General features: G+C 28.0%; 13 protein-coding genes. 1 reads left to right on the forward strand and 12 read right to left on the reverse strand.

What is annotated here, in order from left to right:
- Positions 1 to 252: 252 nt before the first annotated feature.
- The 7 genes from GQF29_RS01795 to GQF29_RS01825 form a co-directional block, all read right to left on the reverse strand.
- The gene (locus tag GQF29_RS01795; RefSeq protein ID WP_054690368.1) at positions 253 to 2,382 is read right to left on the reverse strand and encodes a GH25 family lysozyme; all 2,130 of its coding nucleotides are present in this window, start codon (positions 2,380 to 2,382) and stop codon (positions 253 to 255) included.
- 21 nt (positions 2,383 to 2,403) lie between these two features.
- Positions 2,404 to 3,438, reverse strand: coding sequence for an N-acetylneuraminate synthase (neuB, locus tag GQF29_RS01800; RefSeq protein WP_117769212.1), 1,035 nt, complete (start codon positions 3,436 to 3,438; stop codon positions 2,404 to 2,406).
- 5 nt (positions 3,439 to 3,443) lie between these two features.
- Entirely contained in the window at positions 3,444 to 4,619 is a 1,176-nt protein-coding gene (gene neuC / locus GQF29_RS01805) for a UDP-N-acetylglucosamine 2-epimerase (RefSeq protein WP_054690372.1), read from the reverse strand.
- A 70-nt stretch (positions 4,620 to 4,689) separates the two neighbouring features.
- Positions 4,690 to 5,328 carry an acetyltransferase gene (locus GQF29_RS01810; RefSeq protein ID WP_054690375.1) on the reverse strand — a complete coding sequence of 213 codons (639 nt, stop codon included), beginning with the start codon at positions 5,326 to 5,328 and terminating at the stop codon, positions 4,690 to 4,692.
- Positions 5,315 to 6,592 carry a lipopolysaccharide biosynthesis protein gene (locus tag GQF29_RS01815; RefSeq protein WP_117769190.1) on the reverse strand — a complete coding sequence of 426 codons (1,278 nt, stop codon included), beginning with the start codon at positions 6,590 to 6,592 and terminating at the stop codon, positions 5,315 to 5,317. The genes GQF29_RS01810 and GQF29_RS01815 overlap by 14 nt, the downstream gene beginning before the upstream one ends.
- A 7-nt stretch (positions 6,593 to 6,599) precedes the next feature.
- Complete coding sequence (locus tag GQF29_RS01820) at positions 6,600 to 8,381, reverse strand: thiamine pyrophosphate-binding protein (protein WP_117769191.1); 1,782 nt, start codon at positions 8,379 to 8,381, stop codon at positions 6,600 to 6,602.
- A gap of 1 nt (position 8,382) precedes the next feature.
- The gene (locus GQF29_RS01825) at positions 8,383 to 9,228 is read right to left on the reverse strand and encodes an NAD-dependent epimerase/dehydratase family protein (protein ID WP_054690389.1); all 846 of its coding nucleotides are present in this window, start codon (positions 9,226 to 9,228) and stop codon (positions 8,383 to 8,385) included.
- A gap of 301 nt (positions 9,229 to 9,529) precedes the next feature.
- Here GQF29_RS01825 and GQF29_RS01830 point away from each other — a divergent pair, with 301 nt between their 5' ends.
- Positions 9,530 to 10,792 (forward strand): IS110 family RNA-guided transposase, encoded by a 1,263-nt coding sequence (locus GQF29_RS01830; protein WP_054690391.1) that lies wholly within the window; start codon positions 9,530 to 9,532, stop codon positions 10,790 to 10,792.
- Positions 10,793 to 10,875: 83 nt separating this feature from the next.
- Here the strand turns inward: GQF29_RS01830 and GQF29_RS01835 are convergent, their stop codons facing one another.
- From GQF29_RS01835 to rfbH, 5 genes are all read right to left on the reverse strand, one after another.
- Positions 10,876 to 12,582 (reverse strand): glycosyltransferase family 39 protein, encoded by a 1,707-nt coding sequence (locus GQF29_RS01835; RefSeq protein ID WP_117769193.1) that lies wholly within the window; start codon positions 12,580 to 12,582, stop codon positions 10,876 to 10,878.
- A gap of 466 nt (positions 12,583 to 13,048) precedes the next feature.
- Complete coding sequence (locus tag GQF29_RS01840; RefSeq protein WP_117769194.1) at positions 13,049 to 13,984, reverse strand: glycosyltransferase family 2 protein; 936 nt, start codon at positions 13,982 to 13,984, stop codon at positions 13,049 to 13,051.
- Between the two features lie 48 nt (positions 13,985 to 14,032).
- The gene (locus GQF29_RS01845) at positions 14,033 to 14,716 is read right to left on the reverse strand and encodes an LbetaH domain-containing protein (RefSeq protein WP_117769195.1); all 684 of its coding nucleotides are present in this window, start codon (positions 14,714 to 14,716) and stop codon (positions 14,033 to 14,035) included.
- Positions 14,713 to 15,762: a sugar phosphate nucleotidyltransferase gene (locus tag GQF29_RS01850; RefSeq protein WP_117769196.1), complete on the reverse strand. Its 1,050-nt coding sequence runs from the start codon at positions 15,760 to 15,762 to the stop codon at positions 14,713 to 14,715. Before GQF29_RS01850 ends, GQF29_RS01845 begins: the two co-directional genes overlap by 4 nt.
- A gap of 5 nt (positions 15,763 to 15,767) precedes the next feature.
- The gene (gene rfbH / locus GQF29_RS01855; protein WP_117769197.1) at positions 15,768 to 17,099 is read right to left on the reverse strand and encodes a lipopolysaccharide biosynthesis protein RfbH; all 1,332 of its coding nucleotides are present in this window, start codon (positions 17,097 to 17,099) and stop codon (positions 15,768 to 15,770) included.

Genomic DNA, 17,099 nt, shown 5'->3' on the forward strand with positions numbered 1-17,099 from the left:
ATTTTATTAAAAATATAAATAGCAAATATGCTCATTATTTTTGTGAAATAAACTCAATTGGTATGGATAACCTAAAAATTCTAAAATAAAGGTGTTAATATATATTATATGTATTAAAAATAATCTTGCGTTTTTTATAAATATCCTTTCTGTTTGTATAATTTCATTCTTATTAATATGCAGATAAATATTCTGTTTTTATATGTAGATTAATAAGAATGAGACACAACAACATTGTTGTGTCTCTATTGATTAATTTGTAGGACCAGTTTTTTTAGAACTAAAATAAGCATTTAAATCTACTCTACCTTTAATTCCATTAATGCTTCCTGAAGAAGTATATTGCCACATTCTGTAAGTTCCTTTATATGTACAATTTTTTATAATTGGTTCACTTTTGTGTCCATACTGTGCAACCCATTTTTCATATTTATTTAATGATGAATCATATAGTTTTGTATTCCAATAATTTAGGTTTGCATAAATTCCTGGCGTATAACCTGCATTAGAAATGATTTGGCAATATTCATTTGCCATTTGAGTATATGTACTCGCTGATATTGATCCAGCGGCATCTGTATATTCTAAGTCATAAAATACAGGAAGAGATAATTTTCTACCTTGAATTAATTGTAAAGTTGCTTGAGCTTCAACTCTTGCTTCAGCAACATTTGTTCCATAACTAAAAAAGTATACACCATAAGGTATACCTAATCTTTCTAATGCATCAGCATTCTTTTTAAATTTTGAATCAATAACAATCTTATTACTCTCAAATATAGAACCATTTCCTGAGAAATCATAATATCCACATCTTAGGATCACTTTATCTACAAGACCCTCTCGTTTGATAGTATCCCAATCAATATCACCATTCCACTTTGAGATATCAATGACTAACGCATCAGCTCCAGTAATATATTCTCCATAACTATTGTAAAGAACTTTTTTGCCATTTTGAGTTATCCATCCCATGGGACAAATTCCTCTATCGTCAAAATGGTAAGTAATTCCATCAATAATTTGAGTCCCAACATACATAGCTCCATCATTGCCAAAATAATGCATACCATCACTATTTTGATACCATCCAGTTGTCATGATCCCATTATTATCGAAGTAATACGTATTCCCATTAATAGACTGCCAGCCTTTAACAGTATTTCCATTGCTATCAAAGTATTTTCTGCCATTTGATGTATTACACCATCCATTTTGTTTCATGCCATTTGATCCAAAGTTATATTCTTTGCCACCAATAACTTGATATCCTGTCAGCATGTGTCCTTCACTGTTAAAATAATATTGGTGACTATTCTGAGTCAGCCAACCTTTTGTAATAACTCCACGATTATTAAAATAATATCTTTTACCATTAACCGTTTGCCAGCCAATTAACATATGACCTTCCTCATTGAAGTAATGATATCCTTCATCATTATAATACCAACCAATTGTATATCCTCCATCAGGATTAAAAAGATAAGTATATCCATTGAGTGATTGCCAGCCATTTAATGTATTCCCATTGTTATCGAAATATTTCCAGCCAGTTTCAGTCCATTGCCAGCCTAATCCTAATTCGCCATTAGATTTAAAATAACGTATCTTACCATCAATAGTAACTGTACCAGTTAACATATGACCCTCATTATTAAAGTAATACTTTTTCCCATTTTGAGTCAGCCAACCTTTTGTAATAATTCCACGATTATTAAAATAATATCTTTTACCATTAACCGTTTGCCAGCCAATTAACATATGACCTTCCTTATTGAAGTAATGATATCCTTCATCGTTATAATACCATCCAATTGTATAACCACCATCTGGTTTGAAGAGATAAGTATAACCATTTAAAGATTGCCAGTCATTTAATGTATTCCCATTGTTATCGAAATATTTCCAACCAGTTTCAGTCCATTGCCAGCCTAATCCTAATTCACCATTAGATTTAAAATAACGCATCTTACCATCAATAGTAACTGTACCAGTTAACATATGACCCTCATTATTAAAGTAATACTTTTTCCCATTTTGAGTTAACCAACCTTTTGTAATAATACCACGATTATTGAAATAATATCGTTTCCCATTAATAGTTTGCCAACTGATTAACATATGTCCTTCATCATTAAAATAATGATATCCCTCATCATTATAATACCATCCAATTGTATAGCCACCATCAGAATTAAAGAGATAAGTATATCCGTTTAAATTTTGCCATCCATTTAACGTATTTCCGTTTTCATCATAATATTTCCATCCAGTATCAGTCCATGTCCAGTAACCATTTTGATGATCTGCTGCATATGTTTGAGAAATAGTAATAAAAGATAAGAAACAAACCATAAATAATATTAATACTAATTTTTTCATAATAAGTTACACCTCTATCTTCTAATTATATTCGTCATTTATGTATGATTTTTCTATAAGTTCATCCTCATCATAATCACGAATAGCTTTCATTCCTAAAATTTTATACCAGTTCATAGGGCTTAATCCGTTGCCAGGACGTTTACATGTTATGTTATCTAGATTAAAAACTTCTCCCTCTTTTATGGCTTTTTTAGCAACAATTGATTTTCTTGCAATATTTATATTTTTCTTTTCTGAATTAGTTACTCTTTTTATTCCGTTCCCTAACATAATTTCTGCTCTTCTTATTGAATAGCAAAGAGTTTTCAAATCGTTTGGCATAATTGATGCTTTATGATCTGGACCTTCCATATTACAATCCAAAGTAAAGTGTTTTTCTATAAAACAAATACCATATGGTACAGCAAGAATTGGTGCAACAAATCCTTTTGAGTGGTCTGAAAAACCTATTTTATAGTTAGGAAAATTTTTATGCAAATCAGTTATTGCAGATACATTGACATCTTCATCATCAGTAGGATATTCAGTATTACAATGCAATATAATAATCTCCGAAGAGGTTCCAAGTTCTAAAATATCAAGTGCAGCTTTTATTTCTTCAATAGTAGCCATCCCTGTTGAAAGGATAATTTTCTTATTTGGAATATTTAAAGATGATATTTTTTGAAGATATGGTAAATTGGTAATTTCACCAGATGGAATCTTCCATACATTTTGTTTAATTGAATATAAAAAATCAATTGATTCTTCATCAAATGCTGTTGAAAAAACATCTAGCCCTAAAGATTCAGAATATTTCTTTAAATTAAGATAATCGTTATGTGAAAGTTCCAATTTCTCTGTCATTTCTAATTGACTTTCTTGGTTTCCAGTGTTTTTAATTTGATAATCTGCTTTAGGTGCGTATTTTGAAATGAGAGCGTGCGAATTAAATGTTTGAAATTTTACTGCATCAACACCACACTCCTTAGCAGTCTTTACCATTTCATAGGCTAAATTAACATTCCCATTATGATTACAACCAATTTCAGCTACAATGTAAATGTTTGACATAATCATCACTCCTCCTTTATTGTAAAATTAATATCATAGAATGATTTTTTTAAGTTAATACCATCATTCAAATGTTTTTTTATTATTTCTATAATCTGTTGACTCGTTGTTCCATTGCCATAAGGACTTTTTAAATCCACTAATTCATTTCTGAAACTTTGGCTTAATCCTTTATTCATAGCTTTAATAATCTCTTCTTTTTCAGGGATACAATTGATAATACTTTTGCATTGAATTCTTCCTTTTTGACGATCACCAATATTAATTGTTGGAACTCTAAAAGACGGTGCTTCTAAAATACCACTTGAAGAATTTCCAATTACCATTTTAGAAAACTTCATAGCAGTCAGATATCTAGTCATTCCTAAACTAAATTCTGTATAGAACTTATTTGGATATTTACTAACATAGTCATCAATTATGTTATTAATTAAATTTCCTCCAGCATCTGCATTTGCTTTAGTAATGATAAAGTTTAAATCTTTAAACTCTAGAAAGGCCTCCAACATTTCTTTTACTTGATTGATAGCTGTATCATTTTCAAGTGTAACTGGATGGAAGGTTACAAGAGCATAATTAGAAAGTGAAAATGATAAATTTTGTTCTAGTTCTGTTTTAGACATCAATTTTTGAGTCATTATATTTTCAACACCTAAGCCTCCGACATTATATACTCTGTGAGGATTTTCTCCTAACTGAATAACACGATGGCGATATTCTTCGCAACATGTAAAATGTAAATAACTACATTTTGATATTGCATGACGTATAGCCTCATCTATAGCTCCTTCAGTAGTCTCTCCACCATGAATATGAGCAATGGGAATATGCTGATTTAACGCAGGAATTACTGCACCAAATAATTCATAGCGATCTCCTAAAATTAATAACAAGTCTGGTTTGGAACTTTTAAAATACTTACTACATTCACATATACATTTAGATATAGCTTTATCCATGTCAACCAATTCATCAGTATCATCTAATATTGGTATTTTTTTGTTAATAGTAAAATTATCGTTTTTAATATCATTAACAGTATAACCATGCTTTTTACTTAAATGAGCTCCAGTTACTATCAAGTCTAAATCCAATTGTGGATCATTCACAATTTTCTCTAAAATTGAATACATGAGGTGATATTCAGCTCTTGTTCCTGTTAGAACACTTATCTTTTTCATATTCTCTTATATTCCTTTCCGAGTGCATTTATAGGTATAAATAACTCTAAAAAACATTCTTAATATAATTTTATTTAACAATACCTACCACTGTTTCATTATCTTTTATATCTCGTAAAACTGTGCTTCCAGCACCAATAATAACATTACTTCCAATATTTAATCCTTGTAAAATTGAACAATTTAATCCAAAATGACATTCATTTTTTACAGTAATATCTCCCGTTAAAACAGCACCTGGTGCAATATGTATTAGATTCCCAAGACAACATCCATGTTCTACGATACTGCCAGTATTAATGATGCAATAATCACCAATAGTAACATCTGTATTAATTATAGCTCCTTTTCCAACATATATCATTTCTCCAAGTTGCACATGATCGGCTACAATAGAAGTATTATCAATGATTGAAATTAGTTCGAATCCGATTTTTTTTGCTTTTGTTATTAACTTTTTTCTTAAGTTACAATCCTTTACACTTCCAACAGTTATATGAGCATAATGCACACCTTCATCATATAAACCTTGCAAAATGGAATCATCACCCAACACAGGGATTGCATTAATAAAAGTTCCTGAATTTACGATAGGATCAGTAATTCCTACTACTTCATAATTGTTATATAGATCACTTTTAAAAAATGAATCTAATACCCCTCTACAATAACCTCCTGCTCCTATAAATACAATTTTATTCTTTGACATATATATTTTCCTTCCATTTTCTTATTCTAAATAATAAAAAAGAACTAAAAAATAATGTTAAAATTAAGATTAAAAATAAATATAAAATTGAAGCTCCACGCAGCTGATATCTATAAACAATAAAATTTGAGCTAAATAAGGCTAAAAATCCAACAATAATATATCCAATGAGAATAATTTTCTGATTTCTCATAAGTGTTATAATAGTTGTAAAAAAACCTACTAATGCTAGTAACCCTCCACCTAACATTAATATTAATAAATCCAGTCTAAACAAAGATAAATCACAGTTATATAATAATGATAGAATTGGAATTCCTAAAAAAAATGAACCTAGTAGAGCTAATACAGTAATAAAGATAATAAAAATAATTTGCCTCCAGAAAAATGTTTCAAATTTTTTTATATCATTTTCTTCATAACAGATAGTCATTGTAGTCAGAATTGGCTGAAAAGCAAAATTATTCAATAATCCAATTACAAAAACAGGCATTGATATAAAGCCATAATATGCTTGTAATTCTGAAGTTAATAAAGCATCTATGGCATATTTGGGTGCATTTAGAATATAAAATGATAAAAATGAGCCACCGAAAATAGGGAAACAATATTTGAGAATCAACCATGATTTGTTATAGGAAATATGAATTTTAGGTAAGGAAAATATCGGATACGATATTTTTAATAAGTAAAAAAGGATTAATGTAGTAAATATACAAGTTAATATAGAAGCTATAATTAAGTTTTGTGTGAGAATAGAGAATATACATAACATTAATGTAGAAATAATCAATCTTACGGAAATACATTTTCCTGCAATATCTAAACGATTTTTTTGTTGATACATCCCATGAAAGACATCTTCCACTGAGTCAACTAATTTTAAATAACACATTAAAAAAATGATAATAATTTTATCCAGACTATAATCATTAGTGTATGTTTGAAAAGCGATATATACTATTGTAAAAATTATCATGAGTACAGAGACAAGAATACGATGACTAAGATAATCATTAAAAGTAAATTTTTCACTAATATCTGTAACTTGATAATTTCTTACTCCATATTTTCCAATTGTTATTGCCAAATTTGCAATGGCCCATGCTATAGTAAAGATGCCTGCCATTTCTATATCTAAAACACGAGTTAATACAATAAGAATGATAACAGATTGAAATGCATTAATTAACCCACCAATTATATTCCAAATGTAACTATTTCTTTTTATTGAATTTTTATCTCCTAATATAAATTGTTGCATAGGTTACTTAATCCTTTAACATTAGTGAATCATATTCTTCTTTACTTATAAATGGATACATGTCTTCAATGGAAGGAGTAACAAACTCCCCATTAGCACCAATTCTTGACATAACCTTAGGCGTAATTGGATCATCAAGTCTTTGTTCAATTTCTAAAATAACCTGACCAGTTTGTTCAAATAACCATTTTAAGCACTCATCCAAATCACTGTTTTTATAACAACATTTATAATTAAATCCGAATGTATCTGCAACTTTAGAAAAAGAAGGAAAACTAATACCACTTTCTGCATCACATCCCACATTAAATCCATTAAAGAAATTTTTACATGTTTGTCTAATCGCATTATATCCATCATTTGAAAAAACAACAATTTTAATAGGTAGATTATAATGTTTTATTGTTTGAAGTTCTTGTAAATTCATCATTATACTACCATCACCAGTTACACAAATAACATCTTTTTTACATGCAATAGCAGTCCCTACAGCGGCTGGTAAATCATACCCCATAGACCCACAATTATTATTAGCAATAATCCTTGATTTCTCATATTTAACACCAATTTGCAATTTAGAGCTAATACCAGTATTATTACCTAAAACAGTTATACTATCATTGTTCTCATACTCTTGGTACTTTTTCCAAAACATATAAGAACATACTCTTTCATTGATATTCAAATTTTCAATTGCTTCAAATGGTGTAAATCTATTCTTTAATTTGTGACAATACTCTATCCATTCATTATTTACAAATGTATTACTTAGTTTAGGTATACAATACTCAAAAAATTCTCTTAAATCCGAATTAATAAAACAATCAACTCTAACACCTGGTTTTTTAACTTCATACTTGTCCACATCTATCATTATAATTTTAGCATGAGGCGCAAATTTGTCTTGGGTATATCCTGTTGTTTTAAACCCAAGACTAGTACCTAAAGCAATAATCAAATCAGCATTTTGCAAAATAAAATTTCCTGTTCTTGGACCAATAAATCCAGATAATCCATAATATAAATCATAATCATCATACATTACGTCGGCTGCGATTGCTGATGCAACTATAGGTATTCTTATTTTATTTGCAAATTCTCTAAACAATGATAAATTACCACTATTTGCAATACCATTACCTGCAAGAATTACAGGCCTTTTTGCTTTACAAAGCATTTGATTTAATTGAACAAAATCTGATTCATTGAAATTCGGTGTATTCTCAATAGAATCAACTGGATATAAGTCAGCCTCATCAATAAGTACATTTTGGATATCTAACGGAATATCTAACCAGACTGGTCCTCTTCGTCCAGACAAAGCAATATGAACAGCTTTATATATCTCTTTCTTTATTGAAAATGGATCTATAATCATTTTAGAATATTTTGTCATATTTTTAACAGAACCTATAATATCAAATTCTTGATTTCCTCTAAATCTTAATGGTAATCCTGTTTTTGCTACTGATAATTCATATCTCATTTGACCAGACATTATAAACATAGGAACACTATCAACCCATGCGCCCATAACCCCAGTCAATGCATTTGTTGCTCCTGGTCCACTAGTTACACAAACTGCCGCCATATTCCCAGAAATTTTAGCATATCCTTCTGCAGCAATAGAACATGCCTGTTCATGATGTTGAAATACAACATTCATGTTTTTATTTAATCCCAATGCATTATCTAAATGCATTGCTCCTCCTCCAACAACAGCAAAGCAATCAGTAATTCCATATTCAATTAAAGATTCTATAACTATATCTGCAACTCGTTTTTTCATATTAATTTTTCTCCAATTCACTTTCAATCTGTAATTTTATACCTTCATCTAATTGAATAAATTGATAATCTCCTATTTCATCCAATAATCTTGAAATATCAGGAGTATACTCATTATTCATCCCATCTTTTAATATATTAATCTTTAAATTGCTATCCATAATATCTAAAACTTTTTCAGCAATTTCGACAAGAGTATATCTAGAACCACTTGCTATGTTGTAATCATGATATTTAGGTTTATTCTCAATAAAATAAGATAATATATTTGCTAAGTCATATACTTGAATATAATCGAAAATACAGTTCTGATGTATTGTTATATCTTGATTAGATAAAACACTATGAATACAATGAGTTATAAATTTTGATTCCCAATCTCCAGGTCCATAGCACGCAAACAGTCTTAGATTATAAACATTTTCACTACTTAAAGCTAAATGTGACATTATGTACTTAGCAAAACCATATTCATCTTTTGGAATTGATCGGTCAAAGTCTGTCTCACTAATTTGAATCATAGATTTACTTTTATCTAATTCAGCACCTGATCCAATAAATATTAATTTTTTACAGTATTCTCTTACTCGATAAAAATTCATAAAACATCGCAAACTATTCTCTAACATTGTTGCATTTTGATCTAAAATATTTTTTATTGGGTTAGGATTAGCACTATGAATTATAATATCAAAACAATTATCTTTAACATATTTCTCAACTGCCTTAGTGTCTAATAAATTTAATTCGTTTCTTGTTGGAGCATAAATATTATATTTAGTTTTTAAAATTGGTACTATGTTAATTCCAATTAACCCAGTACCTCCTGTAAATAGTATTTTAATCATTTTTCCCTCCATCTCGTGGCGCTTCGCTCCACGCCACAAATATTTCATTAAACCTACTTTTCCTAGTTAACGTTCTGTGCTACCATTAAAGAGAGGTGGTATACTACAGAGCATGAGGAGGAGAGTAGGCAATTCTACTCCATTAGAATATCCTGAATTTTTATAAGTCGCCGTTATCTTTTCAAGCACAAATAAGTAGGACTTAGAGCCTGGACACTTAAGATTGTTTCAATCAACACAGTGATATAGCTTAGATAACAGTCAATGTCACCTCTCTTCTTTTTGAAAGGAGAGATTTTTTATGTTAAAGACTGTTCGCTACAACTGTAGTGGTATGGATATTGACAAGAATTCTATTGTCGCTACTATTGGCATCACTAACAAGAAAAACAATGTCACTGAATATGTCCAAGAAACTTTCTCTACTTTAAATTCTGATTTGTTTCGTTTGAAAAATTGGCTTATTTCTTATAACTGTAAAGATGTCTGCATGGAATCTACTGGCGAGTATTGGATTCCTATTTTTAACATCTTAGAAGATGACTTTAACGTCTGTCTTACCCATCCTAAATACGTTAAGGCTATTAAAGGGAAGAAGACTGACAAGAAAGATTCCTTATGGATCTGTGATCTCTTTAAACATGATCTTGTTAAATCTTCTTTTATTCCGCCCAAAGAGATTCGTGCTCTTCGTGAACTATGTCGATATCGTTATAAACTTATTTGTATGCGTTCTTCTGAACGTAATCGATATCAAAATAGTATGACTGTTTCTAACATTGGCTTAGCCTCTGTTGTAACTGATCCTTTTGGTAAAACGGCTTCTCGCATCATGGATGAAGTTCTTTCTTGTAATATCCTTGATGACGATAAGATACGTAAACTTATCCATGGTAGTTGTAAAAATAAGGATAAGATTTTAGAGTCTATCAAAGATTGTAACATTGAAAGTGATCAACATTTCAAAATGACGGAAGCTAAAGTTCATATGCAGGAACTAGATCAACACATTGAAGCTTGTACAATAGAAATAGTAAAACGCGCTTCTCCACTATTGGATCAATTTATACATATTACAGAACTTCCAGGAATTCAATTAACATCAGCGATTATCATCCTTTCAGAAATTGGTTTAGATATGACACAATTTGAAAATGATAAACAACTTATGTCTTGGGCAGGATTAGCTCCTGCGAATAACGAAAGTGCCAATAAAAAGAAATCCGTTCGCATTTCTAAAGCTGGTCAATATCTCAAACCAGTACTTGTACAATGTGCACTAGCCGCTATCAAAAATCCAGATAATTACTTTGTGATCAAATATAATCGCATCAAGAAAAGACGAGGACACAAGAAAGCTATTATCGCTATTGCGAGAATGATACTTACCAGTATCTATCATATGATTCTTACAGGTGAGACCTTTAATCTTTCCGATTATGAATCCTTTAAAAATCCAACAACAAAGCCAAAACAACAACCAGAAATGACAGTAGAATCAGCCTTAGAATTTCTCAAACAATCAGGAATAGGCGTTTCGACAATTCAGAATAATCTAATGTAAATATTTGGTTTTTTTCTACAAAATCCGTACTTGTTTTTAAGTCTGCCTTTTTTTATACTTTTTTCTATATTTTTGTTTCACACTTAATCCTCTTCATATTTTATTTTGTATACACACATATCATTATTTCCATATTGATTTGGAAACTGTCGCTTTATTATTTTATATTTTTCAAATTTTATATTTGGAAATGTTGTGTTTAGATATCCGTCAACATTAGCATAATCAAAATAAAATTTGTATTTACCTGATTTCATTAACTCGTATGTTTTTTCACGACTTTCTAATAAAGGAATAAAATTGTTATATAGTGTAAAACCATTTTCATATTCGCCAAGAATAATTTCATCATCAAATTCTCTTAAGCTTATCATAGCTTCCTTCTCTCCAAAATTAATATGCTTAAAATTATATCTATATATAAATAAAGAATTTCCAAAACAAATAAGTAAAAAATATATAATAACTGCATTATTTATATTATATATTTTTGGATAAATTAAAATAATAATTATAATAATACTAGGTAATAAAAAAAATAAAAACGATATTAAAATATCAGTGCTATTATATTGTGTGTATCCAATATTTCCAAAGAAAAATTTTTTAATAAAGCATAAAATTATAACTAGTATAGTTAATAAATTTATTGATTTTAGTGTGTTAATTTTTCCTTCAATTCTATAATAAATAAATAATTCATAAAACAACATACAAAATACTGGTAATAATACAATAATTTTCCTATTAATAAAGTCTTCTGTAACCAATGTTTGAATAAATAAAGAAAAAATAGTTAGTGTAGAAAATATAATTGTTTCATTTTTTTCTTTAAAAAAGCATAAAATTTGTTTTAAAAAAATAAACAATCCTATTAAAAATGGTGTACAATATATAAATAAGTTTGATGTAAAAAAACTGATTACTCTATTAAAAAATATCAAGAAATTATTGTTTGAAATTGCATACATTGTATTATATTGAAAATCATTCATTATCATAATTGTATTTGTCAAAAAATCTGTTCCCCAATACATATAATAAATTTGAGATATAAAACAGCCTATACCTATACCTATTATTCCAAACAATAAACATTCTCGTGCTTTTTTGAATTCTTTCATATAAAACAAATAAATTATAAATAATATAAAAGAAATACAAAGAAAAGAATTTGTAATATATACTAAAAACATGGATATAGATGTTAACAAACCTATTATGAAACTGCGTAATTTATTTTTATCACTTAATTTAATAAACAAGTAACATATTAGACAAACAAATAACATTCGAAATATAGTTGGTTCAACTGTTCTGCTTGCATTATAAATAATAAAATTAGAAACGAGAAGAAACATAAATATGATTTTTAAATTATGATTTTTAAAATTATACTTTTTCTCAATTTCTATAAATATAGCATAAATAATTATAAAAGTAATAAGTGTAGTTATGACAATTGGTATTCTAAAGCCAAAATAGTTATCTCCAAAAACAAACAACCCTATCATAATAAATATATTTCCAATAAAGTTAAGTATAACTTGGCCACTCATATTTATAAAGTCAACTCCAAAATATGAATTTGGATTTATAGAATTAAAGTTTATAGTATTTAATGCTAGATTACCATATATTCCTTCATCTACTGGTGAATAATCTAATAAACTATTTGGTGGAATGTCTCCGTCCAGAAATATTAATCTTACAAAAAATAATAAAAGTAATAATCCTAAAATTAGAAAATAACTTTTCTTACTTTTAACAATGTGTATAATTTTATTCATTTTTTCCTCCACTTAATTACCTCTAGAATAAACTTTTTATTCTATATATATATATAGAATTTATATTTAATTGATAATCACCTATTTTGACCTATTAAATGTAATTATTTAAAGTATAATTTACTATCTTGTATAATGATTTATACAATAATTATAAGTTAAATTTTACCTAGTCACTTAATAAATCTACTTACTTCAAAATAACATCTAATTTCTTTGCTCATGGATTTGTAAAACTAAAATATGAAAATTACAATAAAAATCAATAAAGAATATATTTTTATTTTTTAAAAACTTCAAAATTTATATTTTACTACAAATAGCTAATTGTTAATCAAAGATATATAAAATATATAAATAGAATAGAACATTAGTTTTTATCTATATGACATTTAATAGTATTCACAACCTATAAATAGGCCTTTTGGTTTATAAGTTCTCATTATTAGATATATTTAGTTACCTATTAAATATCATCAAAATTCCAACTTTCTTCTAATACTACCAACGGAAATTGTTTAGATCTTTCCAATAATTCACCAATATATTCTCCTATAATCCCAATACATCCAATTATAATTGATAAAAATTCAAATAATATACAAGCTATGATATATATTATTATCTCACTAAAACAATAATTGATAATAGAAAATATTATTATTCCTATGTTTAAGATAAAAAAGAAAATAAAAGAGAGTAAACCAAAAATAGATATAATTCTTAATGGTTTATTTGAATTTTCCACAAGTGAAATAATTGCAGTATCTAAATAGGAAAAAAAGGTATAACTTGATTTTCCATGTTCACGTCCTGGTTGAACATAATCAATGAATTTTACTTCAAATCCTAAGGAGGTAATTAAAAATCTAAAGTTAGGATTGGGATTATATATTTTTTTCATTTCATTAACAATTTTTCTATCATATAGTCCAAATCCTGTTATTTGATCTAATTCATTTTCTGATATAAACAATCTCATAATTTTATAGTATTGTTTCCTGATAAAATACATTTTCTTGCTTTCTTTACTTGAAATTTTTCTTCCTAATATTAATTTATTTCCAGCCTCCCATTTTTTTATAAATTGTGGTATAAGTGATGGAGGATCTTGTAAATCACATGCCATTGTTAATATAGCATCTCCTGGTGTATTAAAAAAACCAAAAGCTCCTGATCTTCCAGGACCGAAATTTCTTGTATTCATTAAGACAATCACATTTTTATCTTTAAGTGCAATATCTTTTAATATAGTTCTTGAATTATCAGTTGATTTATTATCAATAAATAAAATTTTATATTCATATTCTATATCTTTCATTTGTTTTTTTATTTCAGTATATATTCTAGTAATATTTTCTTCCTCATTATAACAAGGTATACAAAAGCCGATTGTTTTCATAAAAACCCCCTCCTAATGTTTTTTGCTATGATTCTAGCATATATCATCTCATATTTTATCTAAAAAAAATTGTTGAACTAAACATTCTTTCTTTTTTCTTTTTCGGATTGTAATTTTATTATTTTCATTCGTTACAACTGCATCAGCGGGAATTTTTTGATTATAAATACATACATTTGCCCCTATAGATACACGATCGCCTATAGATTGATTTCCAATTAATTTTGCACCAGTTCCAAAAAAAACACCTTTTCCTATTTTAGGGGCAGTCTCACCATTTTGATCCAATGCTGTATTAATAGTTACATTTTGGAAGACTACTAAGTAATCAGAATAATCAGCATTTCCTATTACACTTCCAACTGCATGGTAAAATACAAATATCTTTGGTAATTTGCATTTATATGTCACAAACATTCCTGAAATAATTCTTATTAAGTTAACCAGCTTAGAACATATTTTTTCATCACCGCCATCTAACCATATTTGATTACCTAAAAAATATAAAAATTGGGTATATTGATCAGTATGAAGATGATTAAAATATGTTTCTCCATCTTTTTTATAACCAGGAATTTTAATTGGACGAAAACAAAATTCTAATCTTTTTAGAGCTATATCAAACGAATGTCTTATTAATTCTTTAGATATATCATTTTCATCAGGGAAAAAGGTATTTAACTGATTTATTACATAATCAAGTAATCTTTCATTAGTTAGAGAACAAATCATGTTAATTTACCTCCCTTTTCTATTTCGGTCAAAATGATTTTTGCAGAATTTAATTCTTCTATTTGCCCCATATCTAACCATTTATCTTCAGTTATTGGATAAACTCCGACTTTTAGATTATCATCTTTAAGTCGATTGATAACTGTAGGGAAATCAACGACTTCTTCAGTACCAATGTAATCAAAAATGATAGGCTCTACAATATAAACACCTGTATTCACTAAAATCATATATGTTGGTTTTTCTTTTGACTCAACAATTTTTTGATTTTCATCAATTGTTATGACCCCATACGGAACATGTATAGATTTAAGGGAAACTACCATAGTTACTATATTATTTGATTGTTTATGGTATTCATATATCTCATCATAGTTTTCTAAAACTAAAATATCACAATTTGTAAGAAAAAAAGTTTCTTTAATTTGCTCTTTTACATAATATAATCCGCCACCTGTTCCAAGTTGTTTAATTTCTTCTCCATAATAAACATTATACTCATGATTGTTTTCTTCAAAATAACTTTTTATCATTTCTTTTTTATGATTTACAATCAAGTAAAAATTCTTACTACCGTATTCATAAAATGAATCCATAATCATTTCTATCATTGGTTTATCATGAATAACAGGAACAAGGGGTTTGGGAAGAATCTTTGTATATGGATAAAGTCGGGTTCCTAAACCACCAGCCATAATAACAATTGGATAATTATATTTATGTTGATGGTTTTGTTTTATTGGAAAATAAATATCAATTAGTTCACTCTTACTATTGATAATAGGTATTAAGGTGTGTTTTGAGTGTTTATATTTAGCTTCAATTTTGTTAAGGCAATATTCAAAATTAATATTAACAAAGGGCTCTATTGTAATATTTCTAACACCAAATACATGTGAACAATCAACTAAATCTCGACGTGTAAAAACTCCATAAACTTTTCCATTTTTAAGTACTATTAATCCTTTAACACTATTGTGCGTCATTTTATTGACTGCATCTGATAATTGTATGGTTATGTCTACAACGTAATCTTTTAAATTCATATTAATTAATACTCCTTAAAAAAATTTTTAATTGTATTAATCATATAATCCAATTTATCGTCAGTCATACCTGGATAAACCCCTATCCAAAATGTATCCATCATAATTCGATCAGAATTATGTAAATCGCTAATTACTCGATATCCGTAATTATCTTTTCTTAATTGATCAAAACATGGATGTTTAGTTAAATTTCCAGCAAAAAGCATTCTTGTTTGAATACTATTCTCTTCTAAATATTTTACTAATTTATTTCTACTTACTCCTTTTTTACATGTAATTAAAAATCCAAACCAACTCGGATTTGAATTTGGGCAAGGTGAAGGAAGAATTAAATAATCAGACAAACATTCTAATCCTTTTAATAATCTATTAAAGTTATAAATTCTTCTTTCTACAAATGAAGGGAATTTTTCTAATTGTGCAACACCAATTGCAGCTTGCATTTCAGTTGCTTTTAAATTATACCCAAAATGTGAATAAACATATTTGTGATCATATCCTTGTGGCAATTCACCAAACTGACCATCATAACGATGTTTACAATAATTATCTACCCCTGAAGGACAAATACAATCTCTTCCCCAATCACGTAAAGATTTAATAATCTTATTCAATAAAGGATTATTTGTATAGACAGCTCCACCTTCTCCCATAGTCATGTGATGTGGAGGATAGAAACTAGATGTACCAATATCACCTATAGTACCTGTAAATTTCTCCTCACCATTAATTATATATTTCGAACCTAATGCATCACAATTATCTTCAATCAGCCACAAATTGTATTTTTCACAAAATGTTTTAACACTTTCTAATTCAAAAGGATTTCCTAGTGTATGTGCAATCATAATCGCTTTTGTTTTTGAGGATATGGCTTTTTCTAATTGAGAAATATCAATATTATACTGAGGTATAGTAATATCGACAAATACAGGAACTGCTCCATATTGAATAATCGGTGTTACGGTAGTAGGAAATCCAGCTGCCACCGTAATTACTTCATCTCCTCTTTTAATTTGACGATCCTTTAAAAGGGGAGATGTTAACGCCATAAATGCAAGTAAATTAGCTGACGATCCAGAATTAACTAAATTAACATACTGTATTCCTAGATATTCACCTAATTCTTTTTCAAATTTTTCACAATAACTGCCAGAAGTTAACCAAAATTCTAAAGCAGTATCTACTATATTAATCATTTCTTGAGCATCATAAACTCTAGCAGCATATGATATTTTATCCCCTTTTTTATATTCATTTAAATTTTCATGATAATCTTTATAATATTTCTTTACTAAATTAAATATTTCTTGCTTTTTTTCTATTTGATTCAC

Origin of the sequence: Coprobacillus cateniformis (genome assembly GCF_009767585.1) — a bacterium.
In the GTDB taxonomy this organism is placed as follows: Bacteria; Bacillota_I; Bacilli_A; order Erysipelotrichales; family Coprobacillaceae; genus Coprobacillus; species Coprobacillus cateniformis.

Bases quoted from the DNA above. Each gene is read 5' to 3' on its own strand.
- neuC (WP_054690372.1), bottom strand. From the start codon at position 4,619: ATGAAAAAGATAAGTGTTCTAACAGGAACAAGAGCTGAATATCACCTC.
- GQF29_RS01825 (WP_054690389.1), bottom strand. From the start codon at position 9,228: ATGATTAAAATACTATTTACAGGAGGTACTGGGTTAATTGGAATTAAC.
- neuB (WP_117769212.1), bottom strand. From the start codon at position 3,438: ATGTCAAACATTTACATTGTAGCTGAAATTGGTTGTAATCATAATGGG.
- GQF29_RS01815 (WP_117769190.1), bottom strand. From the start codon at position 6,592: ATGCAACAATTTATATTAGGAGATAAAAATTCAATAAAAAGAAATAGT.
- GQF29_RS01840 (WP_117769194.1), bottom strand. From the start codon at position 13,984: ATGAAAACAATCGGCTTTTGTATACCTTGTTATAATGAGGAAGAAAAT.
- GQF29_RS01845 (WP_117769195.1), bottom strand. From the start codon at position 14,716: ATGATTTGTTCTCTAACTAATGAAAGATTACTTGATTATGTAATAAAT.
- GQF29_RS01810 (WP_054690375.1), bottom strand. From the start codon at position 5,328: ATGTCAAAGAATAAAATTGTATTTATAGGAGCAGGAGGTTATTGTAGA.
- GQF29_RS01850 (WP_117769196.1), bottom strand. From the start codon at position 15,762: ATGAATTTAAAAGATTACGTTGTAGACATAACCATACAATTATCAGAT.
- GQF29_RS01835 (WP_117769193.1), bottom strand. From the start codon at position 12,582: ATGAATAAAATTATACACATTGTTAAAAGTAAGAAAAGTTATTTTCTA.
- GQF29_RS01820 (WP_117769191.1), bottom strand. From the start codon at position 8,381: ATGAAAAAACGAGTTGCAGATATAGTTATAGAATCTTTAATTGAATAT.
- GQF29_RS01830 (WP_054690391.1), top strand. From the start codon at position 9,530: ATGTTAAAGACTGTTCGCTACAACTGTAGTGGTATGGATATTGACAAG.
- GQF29_RS01795 (WP_054690368.1), bottom strand. From the start codon at position 2,382: ATGAAAAAATTAGTATTAATATTATTTATGGTTTGTTTCTTATCTTTT.